Annotated in this window: 19 protein-coding genes; 1 reads left to right on the plus strand and 18 read right to left on the minus strand. The window is 45.8% G+C overall.

Features of this window, described 5'->3' with window-relative positions:
• Window positions 1–71 precede the first annotated feature (71 nt).
• From NSS94_RS16325 to gpr, 14 genes are all read right to left on the minus strand, one after another.
• Entirely contained in the window at window positions 72–1268 is a 1197-nt protein-coding gene (locus tag NSS94_RS16325) for an NAD(P)-dependent malic enzyme (protein ID WP_029515351.1), read from the minus strand.
• 63 nt (window positions 1269–1331) lie between these two features.
• Complete coding sequence (locus tag NSS94_RS16330) at window positions 1332–2678, minus strand: 2-hydroxycarboxylate transporter family protein (RefSeq protein WP_341039663.1); 1347 nt, start codon at window positions 2676–2678, stop codon at window positions 1332–1334.
• Window positions 2679–2799: 121 nt separating this feature from the next.
• The gene (gene dcuR, locus NSS94_RS16335; RefSeq protein WP_341039664.1) at window positions 2800–3510 is read right to left on the minus strand and encodes a two-component system response regulator DcuR; all 711 of its coding nucleotides are present in this window, start codon (window positions 3508–3510) and stop codon (window positions 2800–2802) included.
• Window positions 3503–5158: a DcuS/MalK family sensor histidine kinase gene (dcuS, locus tag NSS94_RS16340; protein ID WP_340885965.1), complete on the minus strand. Its 1656-nt coding sequence runs from the start codon at window positions 5156–5158 to the stop codon at window positions 3503–3505. The genes dcuR and dcuS overlap by 8 nt, the downstream gene beginning before the upstream one ends.
• A 155-nt stretch (window positions 5159–5313) precedes the next feature.
• Entirely contained in the window at window positions 5314–6444 is a 1131-nt protein-coding gene (gene dnaJ / locus NSS94_RS16345) for a molecular chaperone DnaJ (protein WP_029515355.1), read from the minus strand.
• 247 nt (window positions 6445–6691) lie between these two features.
• Window positions 6692–8536: a molecular chaperone DnaK gene (gene dnaK / locus NSS94_RS16350; RefSeq protein WP_029515356.1), complete on the minus strand. Its 1845-nt coding sequence runs from the start codon at window positions 8534–8536 to the stop codon at window positions 6692–6694.
• A 177-nt stretch (window positions 8537–8713) separates the two neighbouring features.
• Complete coding sequence (gene grpE, locus NSS94_RS16355) at window positions 8714–9286, minus strand: nucleotide exchange factor GrpE (RefSeq protein WP_029515357.1); 573 nt, start codon at window positions 9284–9286, stop codon at window positions 8714–8716.
• A 120-nt stretch (window positions 9287–9406) separates the two neighbouring features.
• Entirely contained in the window at window positions 9407–10438 is a 1032-nt protein-coding gene (hrcA, locus tag NSS94_RS16360; protein ID WP_029515358.1) for a heat-inducible transcriptional repressor HrcA, read from the minus strand.
• Window positions 10439–11181: 743 nt separating this feature from the next.
• Window positions 11182–11658: an N-acetyltransferase gene (locus tag NSS94_RS16365; protein ID WP_013311174.1), complete on the minus strand. Its 477-nt coding sequence runs from the start codon at window positions 11656–11658 to the stop codon at window positions 11182–11184.
• A gap of 157 nt (window positions 11659–11815) precedes the next feature.
• Window positions 11816–13003 (minus strand): radical SAM family heme chaperone HemW, encoded by a 1188-nt coding sequence (hemW, locus tag NSS94_RS16370; RefSeq protein WP_340956161.1) that lies wholly within the window; start codon window positions 13001–13003, stop codon window positions 11816–11818.
• Between the two features lie 335 nt (window positions 13004–13338).
• The gene (gene lepA / locus NSS94_RS16375) at window positions 13339–15153 is read right to left on the minus strand and encodes a translation elongation factor 4 (RefSeq protein ID WP_029515362.1); all 1815 of its coding nucleotides are present in this window, start codon (window positions 15151–15153) and stop codon (window positions 13339–13341) included.
• A 71-nt stretch (window positions 15154–15224) separates the two neighbouring features.
• Window positions 15225–15740 carry a hypothetical protein gene (locus NSS94_RS16380; protein ID WP_029515363.1) on the minus strand — a complete coding sequence of 172 codons (516 nt, stop codon included), beginning with the start codon at window positions 15738–15740 and terminating at the stop codon, window positions 15225–15227.
• 27 nt (window positions 15741–15767) lie between these two features.
• A complete protein-coding gene (locus NSS94_RS16385; RefSeq protein ID WP_029515364.1) occupies window positions 15768–17027 on the minus strand; it encodes a stage II sporulation protein P in 1260 nt (419 codons plus the stop codon).
• Window positions 17028–17249: 222 nt separating this feature from the next.
• On the minus strand, window positions 17250–18251 hold the full coding sequence (gene gpr, locus NSS94_RS16390; protein WP_029515365.1) for a GPR endopeptidase: 1002 nt from the start codon (window positions 18249–18251) through the stop codon (window positions 17250–17252).
• 198 nt (window positions 18252–18449) lie between these two features.
• On the opposite strand from gpr, the gene rpsT reads away from it, so the two are divergent.
• Window positions 18450–18722 carry a 30S ribosomal protein S20 gene (gene rpsT, locus NSS94_RS16395; RefSeq protein WP_013311181.1) on the plus strand — a complete coding sequence of 91 codons (273 nt, stop codon included), beginning with the start codon at window positions 18450–18452 and terminating at the stop codon, window positions 18720–18722.
• A 143-nt stretch (window positions 18723–18865) separates the two neighbouring features.
• On the opposite strand, the gene holA is transcribed toward rpsT, so the two are convergent.
• The 4 genes from holA to NSS94_RS16415 form a co-directional block, all read right to left on the minus strand.
• The gene (gene holA, locus NSS94_RS16400; protein ID WP_029515366.1) at window positions 18866–19897 is read right to left on the minus strand and encodes a DNA polymerase III subunit delta; all 1032 of its coding nucleotides are present in this window, start codon (window positions 19895–19897) and stop codon (window positions 18866–18868) included.
• A 213-nt stretch (window positions 19898–20110) separates the two neighbouring features.
• Window positions 20111–21574: a zf-HC2 domain-containing protein gene (locus NSS94_RS16405; protein ID WP_341039666.1), complete on the minus strand. Its 1464-nt coding sequence runs from the start codon at window positions 21572–21574 to the stop codon at window positions 20111–20113.
• Complete coding sequence (locus NSS94_RS16410; protein ID WP_013311184.1) at window positions 21571–22119, minus strand: RNA polymerase sigma factor; 549 nt, start codon at window positions 22117–22119, stop codon at window positions 21571–21573. The genes NSS94_RS16405 and NSS94_RS16410 overlap by 4 nt, the downstream gene beginning before the upstream one ends.
• Before the next feature lie 403 nt (window positions 22120–22522).
• Complete coding sequence (locus NSS94_RS16415) at window positions 22523–22735, minus strand: hypothetical protein (RefSeq protein ID WP_069010454.1); 213 nt, start codon at window positions 22733–22735, stop codon at window positions 22523–22525.
• Between the last annotated feature and the right edge of the window lie 74 nt (window positions 22736–22809).

Consider the following 22809-nt stretch of genomic DNA (forward strand, 5'->3'; position numbering starts at 1 on the left):
CCGACGGATGCAGACGATATCAAGAACAGTAGGCCAAGACAGTGAACCAGAGTTTGTGAAGAGCATAACTTTTACGGGTGTAAAACAGCTGCTGGAGCTTCACCTGACTTAGCTACTCCTGTCTCCCAAGCAGCGCGAATAACTGCATCCCGTACCTTTTGAACCACCTTCGGATTAAAGACATTCGGTATGATATAAGTTTCACTTAGCTCCTCAGGACAGATCGCATCAGCGATGGCAAGTCCGGCAGCTAGTTTCATTTCCTCATTAATCGTCGTAGCATGACAATCTAGAGCACCCCGGAAAATTCCCGGGAAGCACAGCACATTGTTAATCTGATTTGGAAAATCGGAGCGGCCAGTAGCGAGCACACGTACATAAGGTGCAGCTACAGCCGGATCGATTTCCGGAATCGGATTCGCCATGGCGAACACAATAGGATCAGTTGCCATGCTCTGTATATCCTCTACAGTCAGTATGTTCGGGCCTGACACACCGATGAATACATCAGCTCCCACAATCACCTCGGATAAACTCCCACTTAAATTGTGCGGATTAGTCATGTTCGCATACTCTGTCCAATGCGGATTACTGTACTCCACATCACGGTGAATAGCTCCCTGTCGATCAACGCCAATCAGATTGCGCACACCTGCCTTAAGCAGCATACGGGAGCAGGCCATACCCGCTGCACCGATTCCTGCAAATACGACTTTGACATCCTCCATTTTTTTGCCACATACCTTTAATGCATTGACCAGACCCGCTAACACAACGACTGCCGTACCATGTTGATCATCATGAAATACTGGAATGTCCAGTTCCTGCTTCAACCGTCTCTCGATTTCAAAACAGCGTGGCGAAGATATATCCTCCAAATTAATGCCGCCAAAAGCAGGAGCAATCATTTTAACAATTTGAACAATTTCATCAGCGTCCTTCGTGTTGAGACAAATCGGAAAGGCGTCGACACCTGCAAATTGTTTGAACAACACCGCTTTACCCTCCATTACAGGCATAGCGGCCTCCGGTCCGATATCTCCTAATCCAAGTACCGCGGTTCCGTCTGAAACGACTGCTACTGTATTCTTTTTGATCGTTAATTGATACGCTTTGGCTGGGTCATTGGCGATTTCCATACAAATTTCAGCTACACCCGGCGTATACACTTTGGACAACCCTTCCATCGTTTCAATTGGCTTCTTTGGTAAGGTCTCCATTTTGCCACCTGCGTGTAATTCTCTAATTTCATCTATTAAACTGCTCATATTTTTCTCCATCCTTTCATGTCTCTATTTGGATATGAAACTCAATCCTGTGTATAAAACTCATCAGCTCCATAATTGGAGTAACAAAGTTGCTAAAATGACCGTGCCTGCCCCACCAATACGTGTTGCAATTTGCGCAAAAGGCATCAGTTCCATCCGATTGGACGCAGACAGAATGGCTACATCTCCCGTGCCCCCTAATCCACCGCGACAACTGGTCACCAAAGCAGCTTCTACGGGATACATGTGAATCCATTTTCCTGTGAAGTATCCTGTAACAATCAATGCAACTACAACAGATGCGCAGGTGATGGCATAAGGAACCGTTAAGATCCCAACCACACTATCCAAAGGTACATACAAAATACCCAATCCCACCATCAAGGGCCATGTCAGACTTGCCGTTATACACTTGTATAAGTGAAAAGCTCCCTGCTCCAATGTGTTCGGCATAATCTGAATGCACTTAATTAACGCAGCCGCCAGAATCATGAGGATCGGACCTGGAATATGGAGATACGGCTCCAGCAACTTACCCACAATAAAGAAAGTGCAAGCTAACAGCAGACCTCCTCCCATCAATGGAAAAGAAATCGATTGTTCCAGACTTGCCGGGGCTAGCTTTTCTGCACCTTTCTCCAGTTTCAATAACATCCCGTTACCCGAAGTTTTTGGATTTTTCTCCGCTAATCTCTTCAGAATACCCGCACCTATGATTGCAACAATGTTCCCGATAATTGCAGCGGGGATAAATTGAGACACGAATATTGCCGAATCCTTGCCCAGCACCAATCCATACGAAATGGACAACGGTAAAATGCCTTCCCCAATCCCACCGGAGATAATCGGAATGATGATGAAAAAAAATGTATGATAGGCGCTATAGCCAAAAGCCATACCCACTATCATCCCCACGGCAACTGCTGCAATAGATCCTATAATAATGGGGGCGAAAATCTTGACAATTCCGTTCATCAGCATTTTCCGATCCATACCAAGAATACTACCCGTTACTAGACATGCGATGTAGAAGTAAAGAAAATTCGAGGTTTTCATAAGCGTGTGTACAGCACCCATCGCAGATGGACTGAACATATTCCAAAATACCATTAACGATGGAACCATAAGAGATAAAATGGCCGGCCCGCCAATATGCTTAAGCAACGGAAGTTTGGCCCCTAGATCACTGAGCAGTATACCTAAAATCATGATGACGGCAAACCCGCCTAACAGATCGTTCGGAAGTCTTTCAGTAATTGCAGCTGCATAAACAATCAGCGCGATCACGGCATAGAGCGGAAGAGGAATAACCCCCACCTTTACCCTGCCCAGCATTCTGATGCCATCTACAAAATTTTTACTCCATCTTTGCCCCTTCTGAATGACAGGCTGATTCGTAGCATTTTCCATAAGTCTCCCTCCAAAAAGTGAAGAATGATGATCATGTTTCCATTCTACACCTTGGAAAACGCTTTATTTGGTTTTAAAACTAATCATTCACTTTTGTAATTAAAGTAATCGGAAAGAAGACTTAAATAAAACTATTCATGATGTCTTCTGCCTGTGGCAATATTCGGTATTGGTAAACAGGGCGTCCTATGGTTCCGTATATGGTTTCCATGGAAAGAGCCTCAATCTCTGTCATAAAAGCCAGGTACTTGCGCATAGACACCCTGGATATCCCTGCACTCTCCGCAATATCCTCGGTGGAAAATAGTACCTTATTATTGTGCCGCTGGATACAATTCCATATCATAGCCAGCGTGGATTTAGTTATGCCTTTGGGCAATCGTGCCAAGTCTTTAGTCAAGCTTTTATGATAAATCAGTCGGTCCAACTCCTCCTGAGAAAGTAGACTGCGCTCACGCACGATGCTAATGTGCTCTCGGTACCCCGTGAGGGCCTCCAAAAAACGGTTAAAGTGGAACGGCTTAATTAAGTAATCCACCGCGCCGAAGTTCATTGCTTTTTTGACACTGTTCATGTCACTTGCAGCCGAGATGACAATGACATCTATATTTACACCTGTCTCCCGTATGAATGACAGTAAATCGAGGCCATTGTTTTCCTGCATATACACATCTAGCAATATCAGATCAATGGCCTGTTCAGCTATATATTTCTTCGCCTCTTCCACAGAAGAAGCCCAACCCTCACATCGAAAACCTTCCACCTGCTCCGTATATTTTCGGTTAAATTCCGCAACCATCGGATCATCTTCTACAATCAGGACATTAATCATGTTCATCATTCCCCGCTATAATGTATGGAATCGTAATCTGAAAACAGCACCCTTGCTCGGCTGGGATCAACTTTATACTTCCCTGTAATCTTTTTACGCTTTGCGTCACCAGATAAAGACCCATCCCTCGTGACTCTCCCTTGGTCGAAAAACCTTTTTCAAATATAGCCTTCACAAGCCCTTCCGGTATACCTGGACCATTGTCGCACATGATACAGGTCAGATAACCGTTCTTCTGGCTTTCCTCATAATAAAGTGAAAGGGTAATCCGCTTGTGCTCGAAAGATTCCATCGCCTCCACCGCATTATCAAACAGATTGCCAAGAATAGTAATCAGTTCATGCGTCGTTTGAGTTTGACTGGATTCGGGCAAGTAACTACCTGGAGTCAGTTCAAAACTTACCGCTACCTCTCTGGCCCGGCTTAATTTTCCCAACACAAACCCTGCCATAACCGGGTCCCTAATCTGCCGGGTGATAGAGCCAATTTCCACTTGATGATGCTCGACGGCATCCATAATGTAATGCTCCAGTTTATCATACATTTGCAAGTGCACCATCCCCATAATGACATGCAGCTTGTTCATAAATTCATGAGCCTGCGCACGTAGTGCTTCCGTGTACAGGGACACTCCTGTCAAACGTTCTGCCAGCTGGTTCATTTCGGTTTTATCTCGAAAGGTTACAATTGCTCCCACAATTTCCCCTTTGACCCGTATCGGAACACTGGTAGTCAGCAAAGTTATTCCACCCAGCTCCATTTCCTCATCCATTTGTGGAGTACTCGCTTCCAGGACCTCTTGCAATCGAAAAGCGGATAGATAAACGGTAATTTCCTGTCCGGAGAATGAGAAATCTTCAATCCCCGCTTGTCTAAGTAGACGAATCGCTTCTGCATTCATCAGCATGACGCGACCGAATTCATCTACCGCAATAACTCCTTCCTTGATGGATTGCAGCATAGCGCTGCGTTCCTCCAGCAAGCGTGCGATTTCCGGCGGCTCCAGACCGACCAGCATATTTTTGATTTTACGAGCCAGCACTACCGCACCTCCAGTGCCGATCAATATTCCGATGCCAAGGGCGATAGCAATAAGACGGTTGTTGCCTTCCTGAGCCATCTGTACATCTTGCATGGATATACCAACAACAATCGCCCCTACCTGCTTCCCCGTTGAACTGAACACGGGGGAAAAGGCTCGCATGGACAAGCCCAATGTACCCTTCGCAACGGACACGCTCTCATGGCCATGAAGTGCAGTATACTCGTCTCCACCGACAAAAGCTTTGCCGATCATCCTAGCATCCGGGTGCGTTTTACGAATTCCCTTCATATCCATAGCCACGATGAACTGGATGTGATTTGCTACTGAGACCCTCTTTACATACTCCTGCATGGAAAGAGACGAACCTGTCCCTTGCAATTGCTCGACAATAAGCGGCGTATGGGCGAGTGTACGCGCGATGGACATTGCCTTTTCTTCCAGTCCCTTCTCAGTTTCCTGCTCCACTCTCTCCGCAAATAACAGGGTTACAGGCAGAAGCACAAGTGCCATAACTAGACATACTAGCAGTGTAATTAGGCCTCTGAGCTTTAATAGTGGTTTACCCCGACGCAGCTTGAGCTGTACATTTCCGATGGAACTCACCCCTTTCTACTTGATATTAAGTCTCGATAGTTCAACATGCCTATACAAAAATGGTTATGTATGTGTTTACCTGAATATAAAAAAAGGAACTACCCCGCAATTGCGGAATAGTTTCCTTTGATTCATGGTTGAAGCTCCGCGATTTCTAATTGGGCTTAGTCGCCTCGGAAGGCGCGCTTCACACGGTCAAAAAAAGACTGCTCATTCTCATGCGTCTGTTCTCCGCTAAGCGAAGAGAACTGACGCAGTAAATCCTTTTGTTCCTCACTCAGCTTGCTAGGCGTTATCACAACTACCTTAATATGCTGGTCACCCTGACCAACGCCACGCAGTTTTGGCACACCTTTTCCTTTAAGACGGAAGTAAGTACCTGTTTGCGTACCTGCTGGAACTTTCAACTTCACTTTCTCGGTCAACGTCGGGATCTCGACTTCATCTCCCAATGCTGCCTGTGAGAACGTCAGCGGAATTTCGCAGTAGATATCGTCTCCCTCACGCTCAAAGAAGTCGTGCGATTTCACACGGAACACGACGTACAAGTCACCTGCCGGTCCTCCGTTGACACCGCCTTCGCCTTCACCGTTAATACGCATCTGTGCGCCGTCATCCACACCCGCTGGAATGCGAATATGAATTTTACGTTGCTTGCGTACCCGACCGGAACCGCTACAAGTCGTACATTTTTCTTTAATGATTTTACCTGAACCGCCGCAATTAGAGCAGGCGCGTCGATTAACCATACGACCAAACGGTGTATTCTGCACTACTTCTTCCTGTCCGCTGCCGTGGCAGACGGAGCAGGTTTGTGGTTGAGTACCCGCTTTGGCTCCCGTACCGTGACACGTATCACATGTTTCCGTACGTTCAATATGAATGTCGGTTTCTTTACCGAACACCGCTTCCTTGAACTCAATCGTCATCGTATATTGAAGATCGTTCCCACGCTGCGGTGCATTCGGATCACGTCGACCATTGCCGCCGCCACCAAAGAACATATCAAAAATATCGCCAAATCCGCCACCGAAGTCGGCACCACCACCGAAGCCGCCTCCCATGCCCTGGTTCGGGTCTACATGTCCGTACTGGTCATATCTTGCCCGCTTCTGACCATCGCTGAGAACATCGTAAGCTTCTTTGACTTCTTTAAATTTAGTTTCCGCGTCCGCAGCCTTGTTCACGTCCGGATGATACTGACGCGCAAGCTTACGGTAAGCCTTTTTGACTTCATCATCCGAAGCGCCCTTCGCGACGCCCAGCACCTCATAATAATCACGCTTATCAGCCAATGTTCCACCCCCATGCCTACAACGTGTCTGCACTACATATAAAAGGAAAGCCAAAGGCACGGGATGACCCGGCTTTGACCTTCCCATCATTTCAAGGCAGTACAACCCGTAATATGCTTATTTATCTTGGAAATAACTGTTACCCTTCGGCTAATTGTTATTTATCAAGGCAGCTACGCTGCAATTACTATTCAGTATATCATAACGCATCGGTGTACCGTAAAGCTACCACTACCCGATCCGTAACTTAGTCTTTCTTCTGGTCTTCGTCAACAACTTCATAGTCCGCGTCAACCACATTGTCACGGCCTTTGCTGTCTGCTGCGCCGTCTTGGCCTTGTTGAGCCTGTGCTTCTTGAGCAGCTTGCTCATACAGCTTTACAGACAATTGCTGAACGATTTCAGTCAGTTCTTCAGTAGCCTTTTTGATATCTTCCAGGTTGTCGGTTTCCAGCGTTTTTTGCAGATTTTCTTTTGCTGCATTTGCTTTTTCGACTTCGCCTGCATCCGCTTTTTCGCCCAGATCTTTAATCGTTTTGTCTACAGAGTAGATCAGTTGATCCGCAGCGTTTTTCGCTTCTACCAAATCTTTGCGTTTTTTATCTTCTTCCGCATGCAACTCGGCATCCTTCATCATACGTTCTACTTCCTCGTCGCTCAAGCCGCTGGAAGATGTGATCGTAATCTTTTGGCTTTTGCCTGTGCCTTTATCTGTAGCGGATACGTTCACGATACCGTTCGCATCCAGATCAAAGGTAACTTCGATTTGCGGTACACCACGTGGTGCTGGAGGGATATCTCCCAATTGGAAGCGACCCAGTGTTTTGTTGCCTGCTGCCATTTCACGTTCACCTTGCAGCACGTGAATTTCTACGCTAGGCTGATTGTCGGCATATGTCGAGAATACCTGCGATTTGCTCGTAGGGATCGTCGTGTTACGATCAATCATTTTAGTAAATACGCCACCTGCGGTTTCAATACCGAGGGACAGTGGAGTTACGTCAAGAAGAACGACGTCTTTCACATCACCAGTCAGTACACCCGCTTGAACTGCCGCGCCCAAAGCTACCACTTCATCAGGGTTTACGCCTTTGTGAGGCTCTTTACCTGTCAGCTTTTTGATTGCTTCTTGTACAGCCGGAATACGTGTGGAACCGCCGACCAGAACGATTTTGTCGATGTCGCTGGCACTCATGCCTGCATCTTTCATCGCTTGACGAGTAGGTCCCAAAGTACGTTCTACCAGACCTTCAGACAATTCTTCAAATTTCGCACGAGTCAGGTTCAACTCCAAATGCTGTGGAACGCCATCAGCTACTGTGATAAACGGCAAAGAAATCGTCGTTGTCAGTACGCCAGACAGTTCTTTTTTCGCTTTTTCCGCTGCGTCTTTCAGACGTTGTACAGCAGCTTTATCTTTGCTCAGGTCAATGCCTTGATCTTTTTTGAACTCATTTACGAGGTAATCAATAATCACTTGGTCAAAGTCATCGCCACCCAGCTTGTTATCGCCGCTTGTTGCTTTAACTTCGAAGAAACCGTCGCCCAGTTCCAGAATGGATACGTCGAATGTACCGCCACCCAGGTCATATACCAGGATCGTTTGGTCTTCGGATTTTTCCATACCATATGCCAATGCAGCTGCTGTCGGCTCATTGACAATCCGCAGAACTTCCAGACCGGCAATTTTACCTGCATCCTTGGTTGCTTGACGCTGACCGTCATTGAAGTAAGCTGGAACAGTGATAACAGCTTGAGAAACGGTTTGTCCCAGGTAAGCTTCAGCATCGGATTTCAGCTTTTGCAAAATCATAGCGGAAATTTCCTGTGCGGAATATTCTTTGCCGTCGATGCTTTCTTTATGATTTGTACCCATGTGACGCTTGATGGACATGATTGTACGATCCGGGTTTGTAATTGCTTGGCGTTTTGCTGTTTCCCCTACAGTACGTTCTCCATCTTTTTTGAAACCAACAACGGAAGGGGTTGTGCGTGCGCCTTCCGGATTTGGAATAACGACTGCTTCGCCGCCCTCCATAACAGCCACACAAGAGTTGGTTGTACCTAAGTCAATACCGATTACTTTGCTCATCGGACAATTCCTCCTTCTGTATATACGAGGCCCGCAGGCCAGAATGGTTGAATCAAAATGATGTATTTCTAATGTCATAATTTTGCAAAATTCGATTCCAGTCGCTCCAAAGTGCAATATTGTTCATTGAAAGTCGCTTATGGGATTTTTGCAAAATCCTCATGTATATTGAAAAAGCTACATGCTCACTTTTACCATCGCTGGACGAAGCACCTTGTCCTTCAGCATGTACCCTTTTTGTACCTCTTCAACAACAATGCCTTCCTCATGCTCTTCGCTCTCCACCTGCATAATAGCCTGATGGAAGTCAGGATTAAACGGTTGTCCCACCGAATTCATGGCCGTTACTCCTTCTGCCTGAAGCACACTCTCAAACTGGCGGAAAATCATTTCCACGCCTTTGCTGAATGACTCAGACTCCGCTCCTTGCGGTGCCGTTGCCAGCGCACGCTCGAAGTTATCCAAAACAGGCACCAACTCGGTAACCAGCTTCATAGATGCATATTTGGCAAGGTCTTCTTTTTCTTTCAGCGTACGACGGCGAAAATTATCAAAATCCGCCTGAGCGCGTAAAAACCGTTGCTGATGCTCTTCCGCCTGAGCGCGAAGCTTATTCAGCTCTGTTTCGCTTTCTTGGTCTTCCAGTGCCGCCGCTTCATTAACCGGCTCTTCCTGCTGGCTCGCTTCGGCGGCTTCCTCTGTGCTTACATTTTGTTGTTTTTCTTCTTGGAACGCTTGTTCTTCCTTCAAAATGTTTCACCTCCTTCAAGTCATAACACCTTTACAAAAACACGCAACAATGCACCCGCGCAGGATACGAGCCGTATCCCGACGCGGAACATGTAATACCGCAACCTATGCGGCTTTGTTCTATTTAAACCGCTGCGTTAGCATTGCGGTCAAATCCTTAGACAGGATACCCAAAATATTAATAACTCTCGCATATTCCATCCGTGTCGGACCCAGTATGCCTATAGTGCCCAACGCTTCTCCGTCTACTGCATACGTAGCAGTAATCAGGCTGCAATTGGCAAACGCCTCATGATCATTTTCAGTGCCGATGCGGACTTGAATTTCAGGTGCCCCGACAACAGGTGTCATTAGTTTAAGCAGCGTTGGTGTTTCCTCCAGCAGATCGAGAATATGTTTAACCTTTTCTACATCTTTAAATTCAGGTTGATTAAGCATGTTTGTCGCACCGCTCAAATACAAGCGCTGATCCGATTCATTATCCAGTGCTTTATCCAGCACCTTCATAGCGTCCTCAAAATGAGACACATGCTTCTCCATCTCCTGACCAAGTGCGGTGTAAAGGCGTGATTTAAGCTGATAAATCGGCACACCGACCAGCTTGCTGTTCAGTAAATTCACAACCTTCTCCATCTCGGAAATCGAAATTCCCGGTGGAATATCTACCGTTTTATTCTCCACCTGACCGGTATTGGTCACGATTATCGCCACAGCCGTCGTTTCGTTGAGCGGCAGTAGCTGAAAATGACGCAATGAAGTATGAAAAACCTCCGGCCCAAGCAGGATGGAAGTATAATTGGTCATATGGGACAGAATGCCTGACGCATGCTGGATCACTTGCTCCATTACATTCAGCTTTTCGGCATAAAAGGCTTTCAGTTCCCGCATTTCCATAGGCTTCAGTGTATTCAGTGGTACCAGATGGTCCACATAATAACGATAGCCTTTATGAGACGGGATGCGTCCCGCAGAAGTATGGGGTTGCTCCAGATAGCCCTGTTCCTCCAAATCCGACATTTCATTACGGATCGTGGCCGGGCTGAATCCGACATCCTGCCTTTTGGATATGCTGCGGGAACCCACTGGCTCAGCCGAACGAATGTAGTCATCAATAATCGCATTCAGAATGAGTCTCTGACGTTCGGTTAACAAGCGAATCCCCCCTTGTTGTTTATCCATAATAGCATGATTGTTAAATGGAATCATTAGCACTCGTTCGCGTTGAGTGCTAACCGATAATACAAAAATACCAAACCGACCTGATCATTGTCAAGTCAGATCAGTATTTTCAATAAACAAGATTTATCACAACAGTTTAGTTTACTGGAATGAATCCAGAACGTTTACACTTTTTCACGAAAAACCTCAATATCCAGCGTATAAAAACCGTATTTATGTATAGTGACACAGAAAATAGAAAAATTCGAGACTATGTCTCCATACCATTATAACTTCTTTGTCCTTGAGGAGGAATTAAATTTGAGAACTAATCGCCGCAACCTTTTATACGCATCGATCGCACTTTTACCTACAATTTGTATGTTTCAGATCGGCAATACAACATTACGATGATTTAACACTAGCCGATTGGGAAGGATATACACATAGTCCAAGCAGAAGCGGAGAGTCTGAAAGATATGTTGTCGCCTTGTATAAATATAAACACCGAGTTCCATTAGACGGCACTGCATATTTTTATAATGATACTGATTATCATAAGGACCATCCCATAAGAAGCCTGAATGGAATACCTTCCGAGCTGGAGCCTCATCATCAATTCATTTGGTGGTTACTCAAAACATATGAGAAATAAACCCGCATTAAACAATGTAGGCTGTATAATATACGCATGATTAGGTCCTGATGAAAAAAGAACTGACCTCATTATTGACAGGTCAGTTCAGTACTTTCAACACTGCGATTTCATCACAATTGTTTTGTTTACTACAGTGAATGCAGTCGGTCCACACCTTTTCAGGAAAAATTTCTTTACTTACTACATCAAAACCGTTTTTTATGAAAAAAGAGACCTCGTAGGTCAATGCCATAATTTTAGGAATTCGTTGCCGCCGTGCTTCTATTATAAGGCCCTCCACGAGCTTGGAGCCAATACCCATACCTTTATGTCCCTCAGAGATGCCAAGGGAGCGAATCTCTACCAGGTCAGCGCCCAATTTGCATAAAGAACCACAACCAACAACTTCGCCGTCCACCTCTGCAACAATAAACAGCTCCAGTTGGCGCGTTAGCACTTCCCTCGAACGTGGCAGCATAATCCCCCGCTCTGCATAGCCGCTAATCATTTGATATAAAGGCTCCACATCCTCAGGAACCGCACTTCTGCACAATACATCTTTACACACTGAAGCCATCTTGCTCTCCTCCTATCGCTTGCCGCATATAATGAATAAATATACAACATCACGCATAGAATCGCAATACTCCATTTCCCCTGCTGTGACAGAATGGTGTAATAAAATGATGGTCCCAGCTTACGAAGTTGAAACGTGCTGTATTGAAGCCTACAACTTATGAATTTACCGTGATTGAACCAATAAACTCTGCAAATACATCATTTCCGAATAAAATGCCACGTTCACTCAAACGATAACCGTCCTCAATCGATTCGATTAACCCCGCATTGAGCATTTTTCCAAGAGGAGCAGTAAACGTATCCTCCAACGCCTGACCGAATTGAGCTTCAAAGCGAGACTTGGAAACGCCCTCTAGCATTCTCAAACCGACCATAAGAAAATCCTCCATAGCTTCCGCTACTGGCACCTCAAAGCTATCCAGACGTGGCAAACCATTACGACTAGCCTCCACATAAGGGTTAATGCCCTTAATGTTCATATGGCGCTCTCTGCCAACATATCCATGTGCCCCAGCTCCGAGACCGTAATAGTCCTCATTTCGCCAATAGGTCATGTTGTGCTTGCTCCCCAAGCCTGGTTTTGCGAAATTACTAATCTCATACTGTTCATAGCCCGCTTCTTTCATGCGACGCATGAGGAGTAAGTACATTTCCAGTTCGTCATCCTCATGTGGAAGCGGTAGCTGATTTTTCTGGTACAGCGTGTGGAAAAGCGTGTTTTCTTCAACCTTCAAACTGTAGATAGAGTAATGAGGAAGCTCCAGCTCTAGCGCTCTACTGACGCTTTCATGCAGCATCTCCACCGTTTGATTCGGCAAACCAAACATCAGGTCAATCGACAGGTTGTCCAAGCCAACCTTACGTGCGTTTTCCAAACTACGATATACGTCATCTGTACTGTGAATACGACCTATGCCTGTGAGTAGCTCATTCTGAAAAGCCTGTACGCCAAAGCTGAGTCGATTGACGCCGCCTTCTTTCATCACAGAGAGTTTTTCAAAATCAGTGGTACCTGGATTAGCTTCCATGGAGAACTCAATATCTTCCGCCCAATGCGGGAAGTAGGTTCGGACGCTCTTCAGGAAATATTCCATTTCTTTCGGATTTAGGGTAGTTGGTGTTCCACCCCCCACAAAAATGGTTTTAATCTCTCCTGGTGGGTGAAGCTTAACTGTATGTTCCATCTCCCGTTCCAGTGCATACAGATATTCCATAACAGGTTGATCCTTGAGCACATAAGAGTTGAAATCACAGTAAAAGCATTTATTCGTGCAAAAAGGTATATGCAGGTAAACCGCTTGAGGCGCGGATGAATGTTCATGTTTTTGTATGGATGCGGTCATGCCGATCCTCCTTGTCAATTCAGGGAATAGTGAAAAAATGCGTCGAGGTCTCGACAACCGCTTCGTGTTCCATTTGATCTTCTGATCGCTGTTACTCCAGATTCAAATGGACCACTCCGCTGCTGCCTACCACCATCGATCATTTTTTTGTGGTGTAGGTGTTGCAGTAAGAGTAAAGCATCTATAGAAATACGCTAAAGATACTGTTGTTATACTATTTTTGCAACTGAGATAACAAACACTCCATCTCTGGATAGCTTGCTCAAATAAATAACGTCCATTCTCCATGCACGGCAAATGCCCCATGAAAGAATGGACGAATACTTCAAACAACTTTACTCATCTATTTTCAGTACCGCCATAAATGCTTCCTGAGGTACTTCTACGTTACCGACCTGCTTCATACGCTTTTTGCCCTCTTTTTGCTTTTCAAGCAGCTTCCGTTTACGAGAAATATCGCCGCCATAACATTTGGCCAAGACGTTTTTACGCATCGCCTTAACGGTTTCACGCGCCACAACCTTTGTTCCTACAGATGCCTGGATCGGCACCTCAAACATTTGACGCGGAATTAGCTCGCGCAGCTTCTCACAGATAATACGTCCGCGATGATAAGCCCGATCTCTATGCACGATGAACGACAGTGCATCGACCTGCTCGCCATTCAACAAAATATCCATTTTCACCAGGTTGGACTGGCGATAGCCTGAAATCTCATAATCAAAGGAAGCATAGCCTTTGGTACTTGATTTAAGCTGATCGAAGAAATCATATACGATTTCAGACAGTGGAATTTGATACGTAATGGTTACCCGTGTCGTATCCAGGTATTCCATATTTACATACTCACCACGTTTGGTTTGACAAAGCTCCATCACCGTACCCACGTAATCATTAGGGACGATAATGCCTGCTTTTACATAGGGCTCTTCCACATGTTCAATCCGTCCGATTTCCGGATAATTCGATGGATTGTCGATCTGGATCGTTTCCCCATTCGTCAACTTTATGCGGTAAATAACACTTGGTGCCGTTGTAATCAGCGGAATGTTAAATTCACGTTCAATCCGTTCCTGGATAACGTCCATATGAAGCAGACCAAGGAAGCCGCAACGGAAGCCAAAACCCAACGCGCTTGATGTTTCCGGCTCAAAACTGAGCGAAGCATCGTTCAGTTGTAGCTTTTCAAGCGCCTCACGTAGATCGTTATACTCCGATGTTTCGATTGGATACAAGCCACAATATACCATCGGATTAATTTTCCGATAACCTGGCATCGGTTCTAATGTTGGATTTTTTGCATCTGTCACTGTATCCCCGACACGCGTATCACCCACATGCTTGATACCGGCAACGATAAAGCCAACATCACCGATGTTCAGCTCGTCCACGATGTTCATACGCGGCATAAAAGCACCAACTTCAATAACCTCAAACGTTTTGTCAGTCGCCATCATTTTAATTTTTGAACCGGCTCGGATACTACCATCCACAACGCGAACATATACGATAACGCCTTTATAAGGATCATAGTGCGAATCGAAAATGAGTGCCTTGAGCGGATTATCCGGATTACCTTGCGGAGCAGGCACACTTCTGACCACCTGTTCCAAAATTTCTTTGATGCCGATTCCAGCTTTGGCTGAGGCATGTACGGTCTCGCTCGTATCCAAGCCGATAACATCCTCGATTTCCTGCTTTACCCGCTCAGGATCAGCACTTGGCAAATCAATCTTGTTAAGCACAGGCAAAATCTCCAGATTGTTGTCCAACGCCAAATATACGTTAGCCAACGTCTGTGCCTCGATTCCCTGCGCGGCGTCTACTACCAGCAAAGCACCTTCACAGGCTGCCAAACTACGGGATACCTCATACGTAAAATCGACGTGTCCCGGTGTATCAATCAAATTCAAAATGTACTCTTCGCCGTCATCGGCCTTATAAGTGAGTCGCACTGCCTGGAGCTTGATCGTAATTCCGCGCTCCCGTTCCAGCTCCATCTGGTCAAGCACTTGCTCCTGCATTTCACGGGAAGTGAGTGCACCGGTATATTCTAGAATCCGGTCAGCCAGCGTGGATTTACCATGGTCTATATGTGCAATGATACTAAAGTTCCGAATTTTACGTTGTCTTGCCAAAATGTCAGTCATGCCTTACCCCCACACAATGCCTAGTGTCAATCAGCTTATTATAGCAGTTGTAAGGGGGGTCAGCAATATTTCTATTCTGTTACTCCATCAAATACAGATACGACCCATCGAATGCCCTGTCTCGACAGGTTTTGAAGCAACCCAGCTGTTTTGTCCGCCATAGTATCCACCGAGGCTTGCTGTCCCTTGACGGCTAGCAGTTCACGCGGTGTCTCCAGACCCTGAGTATTGACATGTTGCGCAGTCGTCGAATACCATCTGGATGCTCCGAGCTGCGTCTGTTCCTCATTTTCTTCCCTTCCACCAGCTTCATTTATACCCGCTTCCGTTTTCGGCTCAACCTTAACTTCTCCACTTGTGCTATACGTACCGCTATATGCACGAGTGTTAGCTGCGGGTGTGTCCTCAATAATCGTCTGTTCATATCCAACTTTCTGTTGATTTACCGATTGAATCGTATTCCCTCCGTTCCATTCCGGCCCATACACTGAACGCAGACCAGATCCTGCCAGTTGCATACCAAGAAGAATACCTGCCCCCATAAGCAGTACAAATCCAAGTGCTTTCTTACGAAAATGTCCAGACATTACCTTCCCCCCTTACTGCTACCTCATTTAATTATCGCTGTTGCTCTTTTTTGTATCCGATACATTAGTGCCCGCTTTCTGAGCTTTCTGATCTTCCCAATACACTTCACCGATCATGTCCGCCAAAACGTCCGAGGTCCGTTTCAACTCCTCCTCGGTGTTATCAATACCCCCGATTTCAATTAAAATGCTATGCGAAGACAAGCTTTGATTGTATTCACCGTTGTTGCCTTTGCCACCATCTTTCCCCCATACACCACGTGATACGCCATGATACGATTTTTCCAGCTTTTCATGAATACGAGCAGCAAAAGCTTCATTTTCGCGCCAATTTTTGTTGTCATGTCCGATAATAAAATACACCTTGGCATAAGAAAGTCCATTAATGGTTGCTGTTGTTTTTCCATGACGTTGTGAATCCCGATGGATATCAAGCAAATAAGTTAAACCTTTATTTCCAGCTAAAGCTTCCTTAACCGTTTCGCGTGAATATTTATAGGAATAGTTCCAATTGTAATTTTGAACTGTAGTAGCATAATCCTTGTTTACATGCAGTGTGGATATCCCTTGCTTTTCCAGCCTCTTCTTTACAAAGTCCCCTACCCTTGACACATTCGCTGATTTAGAACCTGAATTGGGATTGGAACTAGTTTTGCTGAGTAGTGGGTTATATGCTTCTCTGGGATGAGAATGGTAGATTAATATGCGCTTGTCCCCTTTGGCCGTATCACCTGGATGATCCTCACGTACCGGATCTGTTTCCGGCGTTGTCGGAATATTCGGCGTGTTAGTCGGTGGGTTCTCAGATGCATCTGAGCCACCAGGAGCATCCGTCGTTCCCTGATCGGGCTGATAATCCGTAGGACCCTCTACCTTGATGTTCCCCGAACCCTTGCGCAGCAAGACAGGTGCTCCTGCAGACATGCCAGGAATCTCACGAGAAATGAGACTTTTGGGATCCTGCGGATTAATGCCTGTAAGCATCTGAAAAACAAAAGGCGACCATTGTTCACCCGACAACGAAGATTGCTGCTTCTTTTGTGCCAAATGAGGTACTTCCATACCTAGCATATCCGCAAAAAAACCGCTGGACACCGAGCCTGCCAATCCTTTCATCGAAGAAACAGGAGATGTTTGTAGACGATTTTCTGCCAATCCCCCTAGCCCCAAAATGACAAATAAAAGCGCCGAGCCCATGATCAGCAGCACAAGCGTATGTCCCATCGCCAAAATTTCGATCCCTTTTCTTCTCCATCTTCCGACGTTCCAGGTCTGAATTTTTTTCATGTGAGCCTTGTCCTCCTTCGTCCCGTCGAAACCCGCTTTATACTTGGAACATAGGGTTCCTATCTGCTGCGGAAATCTCTTATATTTCAACTCTATGAACGGAGAACAATTACTAGAACACAAAAAATCTCTACCACAGGTATATCACCTCCCTTTTTGAAAGAGATTAGATTCCTGTTAAATAGAGACTTTTGTGGGAAATACGATTTTATCAACCCTTGATTAATGCGTATATGCGGCGACATTGCCAGGATCCACAGCTTCGTGCAGAGCAGCGTTCAATCCAGTAGCAATGATGTTCGCGATATCTTCAATAAATTCATCAATTTCTTTAGGAGTCACAATCAGATCATGTCCCAGCGGTTGCAGTACCTCTCTCACCAGCCCAAGTCTCTCAGGTTCTGAAATATCGTCCAGCATCCCCAGGATTGCTTTTGTAGAAGCCTTTTCTTTGGTAAAATGTGTTTTCATCAGTTCAATTACGTTATTGACAATGGTCGAAGCGTAGCATACCGTTGGAACGCCGATAGCGATACACGGAACACCCATAATATCCTTGGTGATACCGCGCCGCTTGTTGCCAATACCTGAACCCGGATGTATCCCGATATCGGCCACCTGAATGGTCGTATTGACACGCTCCAGTGAACGTGACGCCAGTGCGTCAATGGCAATAATCAGTTCTGGCTTTGTGCGATCCACGATGCCTTGAACGATTTCACTGGACTCAATCCCCGTAATACCCAGGACACCCGGCGCAATTGCGCTCACATCCCGATAGCCCGGGTTGATTTGATCAGGTGTCAGTTCAAAAAATTGACGAGTCACCATCAAATTCTCAACGACAAGCGGACCCAGTGAATCGGGAGTGACGTTCCAGTTGCCCAGACCTACCACCAGTACCTTTGCCGTATTAGAAATCCCTATTTTTTGTATAAAATGCTCCATTTCTTTTGCAAATGCAATAGCTACACGTTGCTGGAGCCCCGTATCGCCTTCACGCAAGCCGGGTACTTCCAGTGTAACGTAATGCCCTTGTACCCGCCCGATACGGTTGGCTCCTTCTTCATTCAGTACATCCAGCCGTGTGATTTTGATTCCGTCATCTTCCTCCACGTTCTCACTTATGCCCGCCAGAGGTACAGGCTGATCCCGTTCGGCCAATTCTCTTGCCTCTAATGCCAAATCCGTGCGTACCGCGTACTTCTGCAAATCCAGATCCATCTTTTGAGCCTCCTTGGATGCCATCTTTGACTATAGTGTGCGAGACACCCAACAGGTTTATGCACATCCATTTTCATCCTGTAATTCGCATCGCCTCAGAATGTTTTCTTATTGCAATTTGAGGTGTGGCATGCTAAAATATTTTAAGTTGTGAAACGTTTGTGTTCATAAGTAATGCCTTTACAGGAGGTGAATGTAATGCCAAACATCAAATCCGCTATCAAACGCGTTAAAACTAGCGACAAACGCCGTGCGTTGAACGCTTCCCAAAAATCCGCGCTTCGTACAGCAGTAAAAGCTGCCGATACAGCGTTGGTAGGTAACGAAGCTGAAACTGCTGCTGCTGCTTTCAAAGTAGCTTCCCAAAAGCTGGACAAGGCTGTAACTAAAGGTCTGATCCACAAAAACGCAGCTGCTCGCAAGAAATCTCGCTTGGCGAAAAAACTTAACGCTCTTACAGCTCAAGCGTAAGCAAGAGCTACTTTCATACGTTAATGAAAAAAACCTGACCAGCCTTGGCTGATCAGGTTTTTTTAGTTTATAACTTTTATTTGTTTACAGCATCAGCGTTCTGCGCTACATAAGCTGACTCTATTAGCAGCACATGAGTGGAATTAGATCGAAGCCCCCGCACCCATTTTCATCAAAAACAGCTCCAATCCCAGTACCTTGTCAACGACACCTGTTTTCATATGATAATCCAGCTCGCCCAATTCGTAGAGAAGCTGACGTAGCTGCTCAGGGCGAAACCTCCGCGCTTGGTCCCCTGCAACTTTCACCCCATAAGGATGCAAACTAAGCTGACTCGCAATTTGTTGCTGGGAATAGCTTTGACCTGCCAGCTCTTTGACCTGCAACATAATACGGAACTGTCGCGTGATCAAAGCGGCAATCTTGATCGGTTCCTCTTTTTGCTTAAGCAACTCATAAAAAATACTGAGCGCCTTATCTAGCCGCAAATTAGCCAGATCCTCAACCATCGCAAATACGTTTTGCTCTGTGTTACGAGGCACCAGAGATTCTATATCAGCGGATGAGATCGTTCCCTGTGCTCCTGCGTACAAGCAGAGCTTGTCTATCTCGGCAGCCAAAGATTGTAGTCCGGTACCTGTGAATTGAATGAGGCTTTCAGCAGCTCCTGCAGCCAATTGCACTTCTCTTTCTCCTGCACGCTTATGGATCCAAGCCACAAGATCATCTCCACCCATTGGAGCAAAGGCAATAACCGAAGCATCACTTTTTAGCTTTTTGACAATCTTTTTCCGTTCATCCAACTTTTCAGCCTGAACCGTAAAAACGATGACGCTATAGTCAGTCGGGTTATCCATATAAGTCAACAGCGTCTCAAGCCGGTGCTCTATCTTACCGCTATCTTTGCCTGCTGCAAATACACTGGTATCCCGTACAATAATCAGCTTCTTTGGCACAAGAAAAGGCGCTGTTTCCGCCTCCTCCACGACCACCTCAATTGGCGTTTCGGTTAAATCATAAGGAATGATGGCGAAGTCACGATGCTCCTCTTCCACCACTTTCTCTTTAAGCATCTCAACAAACTGCTTCATTTGGTATTTTTCACTACCGTATAGCAAATACACTGGCGAAATGTCACCTTTGCGAATAGCCTTAGAGGCTGTTTTTACATCCATTTTCCGTTCCCCCCACCCACTGATCGTACCTGACATCCGAGCGGAAGGCAAGTCATGACACAAACGAAGGGACCCTACCTATAGGCAGGATCCCTTCACCACCATCTATATCAACACGGCAGCAGAAAGCTCTAGAAACTTTCGGCCGTCGGGATACGACGTCGGTTCATATAGTTTATTCCCTGTTTTTAAAAGTGTGTCAACTTACGGAAACTATTTTCCAGTGCTGCGCGGAACGGTGTACGTATATTTACTTGCAGTCCCATCCTGCTCCGTCTCATACATAAAGGTCTGGCTGTCTTCCGACCAGCTTCCTTTGACCCAGGCACCTTTTAGAGTACGGACTTCCAGTGTTGTTCGGTCTACACCGTTATCGGAAAGCTTATACACTTTCAGCTTTTTGCCCTCAATAGCCACCGCATAGCTACCATCAGGCGAGTTGAGCTGATCTGTAGAGGCAGATTGGGCACTATAGTTGGAAGCATTATTGTTGTCCGGAGAGACCAGTGAATTAGATACAAAGCCTTCTTTACGAACCGGGTCTTGTGACACGGATGATTGCTGATCATTAGAAGCTGCATTGCTGCTATCCGTTCCCAAGGCATTGCCCGAATCCTTGGTGATGCTTCTGGAAGTCGCTTCTTTCGACGTTTCATTTGACGCAATTCGATCCTGTACCTTCAAATCCTGACTAAGCGACGAGGATGAATCATTCGTACTTGTGTTACCATTATTATCGTCCTGAGCAGTACCCGTACCCGCTAAGGGTGCTTTTTCCATTTTCGGTTCCAACTGTTCATCAGGAGCAATCGTGGATTGATCAGATTTTTCCTGACTTAGCTGTTTGTCCTCAGATTTAGGAGCATCTCCAGCAGACGGATTTTCCTTTGTCACCTGACGATCCGTACGTAGCTGTCCCTGCCCTTCATCCTGACGAGAAGAATGTTCGGCTGGTGCAGACTTCGTCGAATCTTCCTCCCCAGCTCGCTGATCGTCACGTTCCCCAGCATCCCGTTTGGAAGAGTTCTTTTCATCGTCTGCATTAGTTGCACCTTGTTTGCTCAGGCCAGGATCTTTATCCGCAGGTGGCTGAGATGCATCCGTTTCTTGCCCCTGCTCTGACGGCTGCTTTGTAGAATCCGAACCAATGGCTGTATCATGTCCTCCACTGCCATTGGCTGTACCTGGAAGAGTTTCCGTCTGATTCTGCGGATTCGTCACTTCGGGCGACTGGGTAGTAAGTATGCCTTCCGCATCTTGTACTGTTTTAGGCTCGAAGTTAAATACTACAATCCCCAGTACAACAGCAGCGGCAGCCACGCCTATAGCAGCGCGCCCAGCCATTCGATTCCACCAAGGTATAGGCTGGGTACGTTGTCTAGGCACTGGTCCAGGCTCTACAGCCACAGGCTGCATTTCCTGAAGCGCACTTCCCTGCTCTTCACGTGCGCGGTCAATGGCATCAAGCTGAGGCAGGATGGAATCCACCAGGCTGAACGCCGGGGAAACCGCAGGCAATTCCTCCAGCTCGCGAGAGAGTGTCTGAAGAATAAGAAATTTTTCCGCACAGTCCGGGCAAGTCGCAATATGGTTCATTAATTGGGACGTCTCTTCTTCGCCCAGCTCATGATCCACATAACGCTGCATCCAATCCATCACCTCTTCCCCACACTTCATCCTGATACACCACCTTTCTGATATTCCTGAAGTAGCCCTTGCAATTGCTGTCTTGCACGATATAAGTATGACTTGACCGTATTTAGCGGCAAATCCAGAGAATCTGCAATCTCGTTATAGGAGAAATCCTGCAAATATCTTAAGACAATTACCGTCCGGTGGTGCTCCGGAAGCTGTTGTATAGCCTCACGAACATCCTGTGCCATGTAAGAGGTCAACACCTCAACCTCCACATTTTGGGGATCGTTGAATATCATGTCGTGCTCGTCAATGGAAACCGAGGGCTTCGTTCTTCTGAATTTGTCGATGCATATATTCGTTACAATGCGTTGGACCCAGGTTTTAAACTGCGCTTTTTCCTCATAAGAGTTAATTTTGGAATAGATCCGTATGAGGGCTTCTTGTGAAGCATCCATGGCGTCCTGCTCATTGTTTAGAATGTAATATGCCGTACGGTACACATGCTGTTCTATCTCTCTTAATAGGGTAATGAGAGCGTCGCGATCGCCCGATTGAGCGGCTCGAATGAGTCCCTGCTCTACCACAAAGGATCCCCCTCTCCCTGCAATATTACAGACGTATCCCTTTTACAAATTGTTGCAGGATAGACGTCTGACACTAATTTTATTTTTTCAACAAAAAAAATTATACCAAAAAGCCCAGAATCCCCAGCGTATCCTCCCTTAGAATAACAGAAAAAGGGAAGGTAGTCACCTTCCCTTAGCTCCTACTACATCTAAATGCTAGCCTATCGAGCTGCAAGATCATATTGTTACTTCTTGGAAATCAAAAAATCCGATATGCATTCTAATTGATAAGTCAGAGCAATCGGATCTTGAAAATAAAAATCTTCGATTGAGTATTGATATACTTTACCTGATTTAACGGCAGAAAGGTTCTTCACACGCTTTTAGATAAAATATCTTTTCCTTGGCTGCTCCATCACCTCTAATACCCAACATTAAATAAGAAGAGTAATTGTACCTTTATCACTTTCATATGTACGCGTGGCAGCTTCATCTCCAGTTGATGTGGTCTTGGCAGCAGCCGATTGACCGCTTTCCGTTGCAGTCTCACCCCCACTTGTAGCATTGCGCTCAATACCAGCATTAACGAAATGATGAACAAACAAGCTGAAGCTCTAAATTTAAAATAACTCACAATATTTCCCCTATTAATAATGATTCTCATTTTCATAAATCATTTGATTCTATCAAAGCTTACAGCTACTGTCC

Source organism: Paenibacillus sp. FSL L8-0644, assembly GCF_038008165.1.
Classification (GTDB): domain Bacteria; phylum Bacillota; class Bacilli; order Paenibacillales; family Paenibacillaceae; genus Paenibacillus; species Paenibacillus polymyxa_D.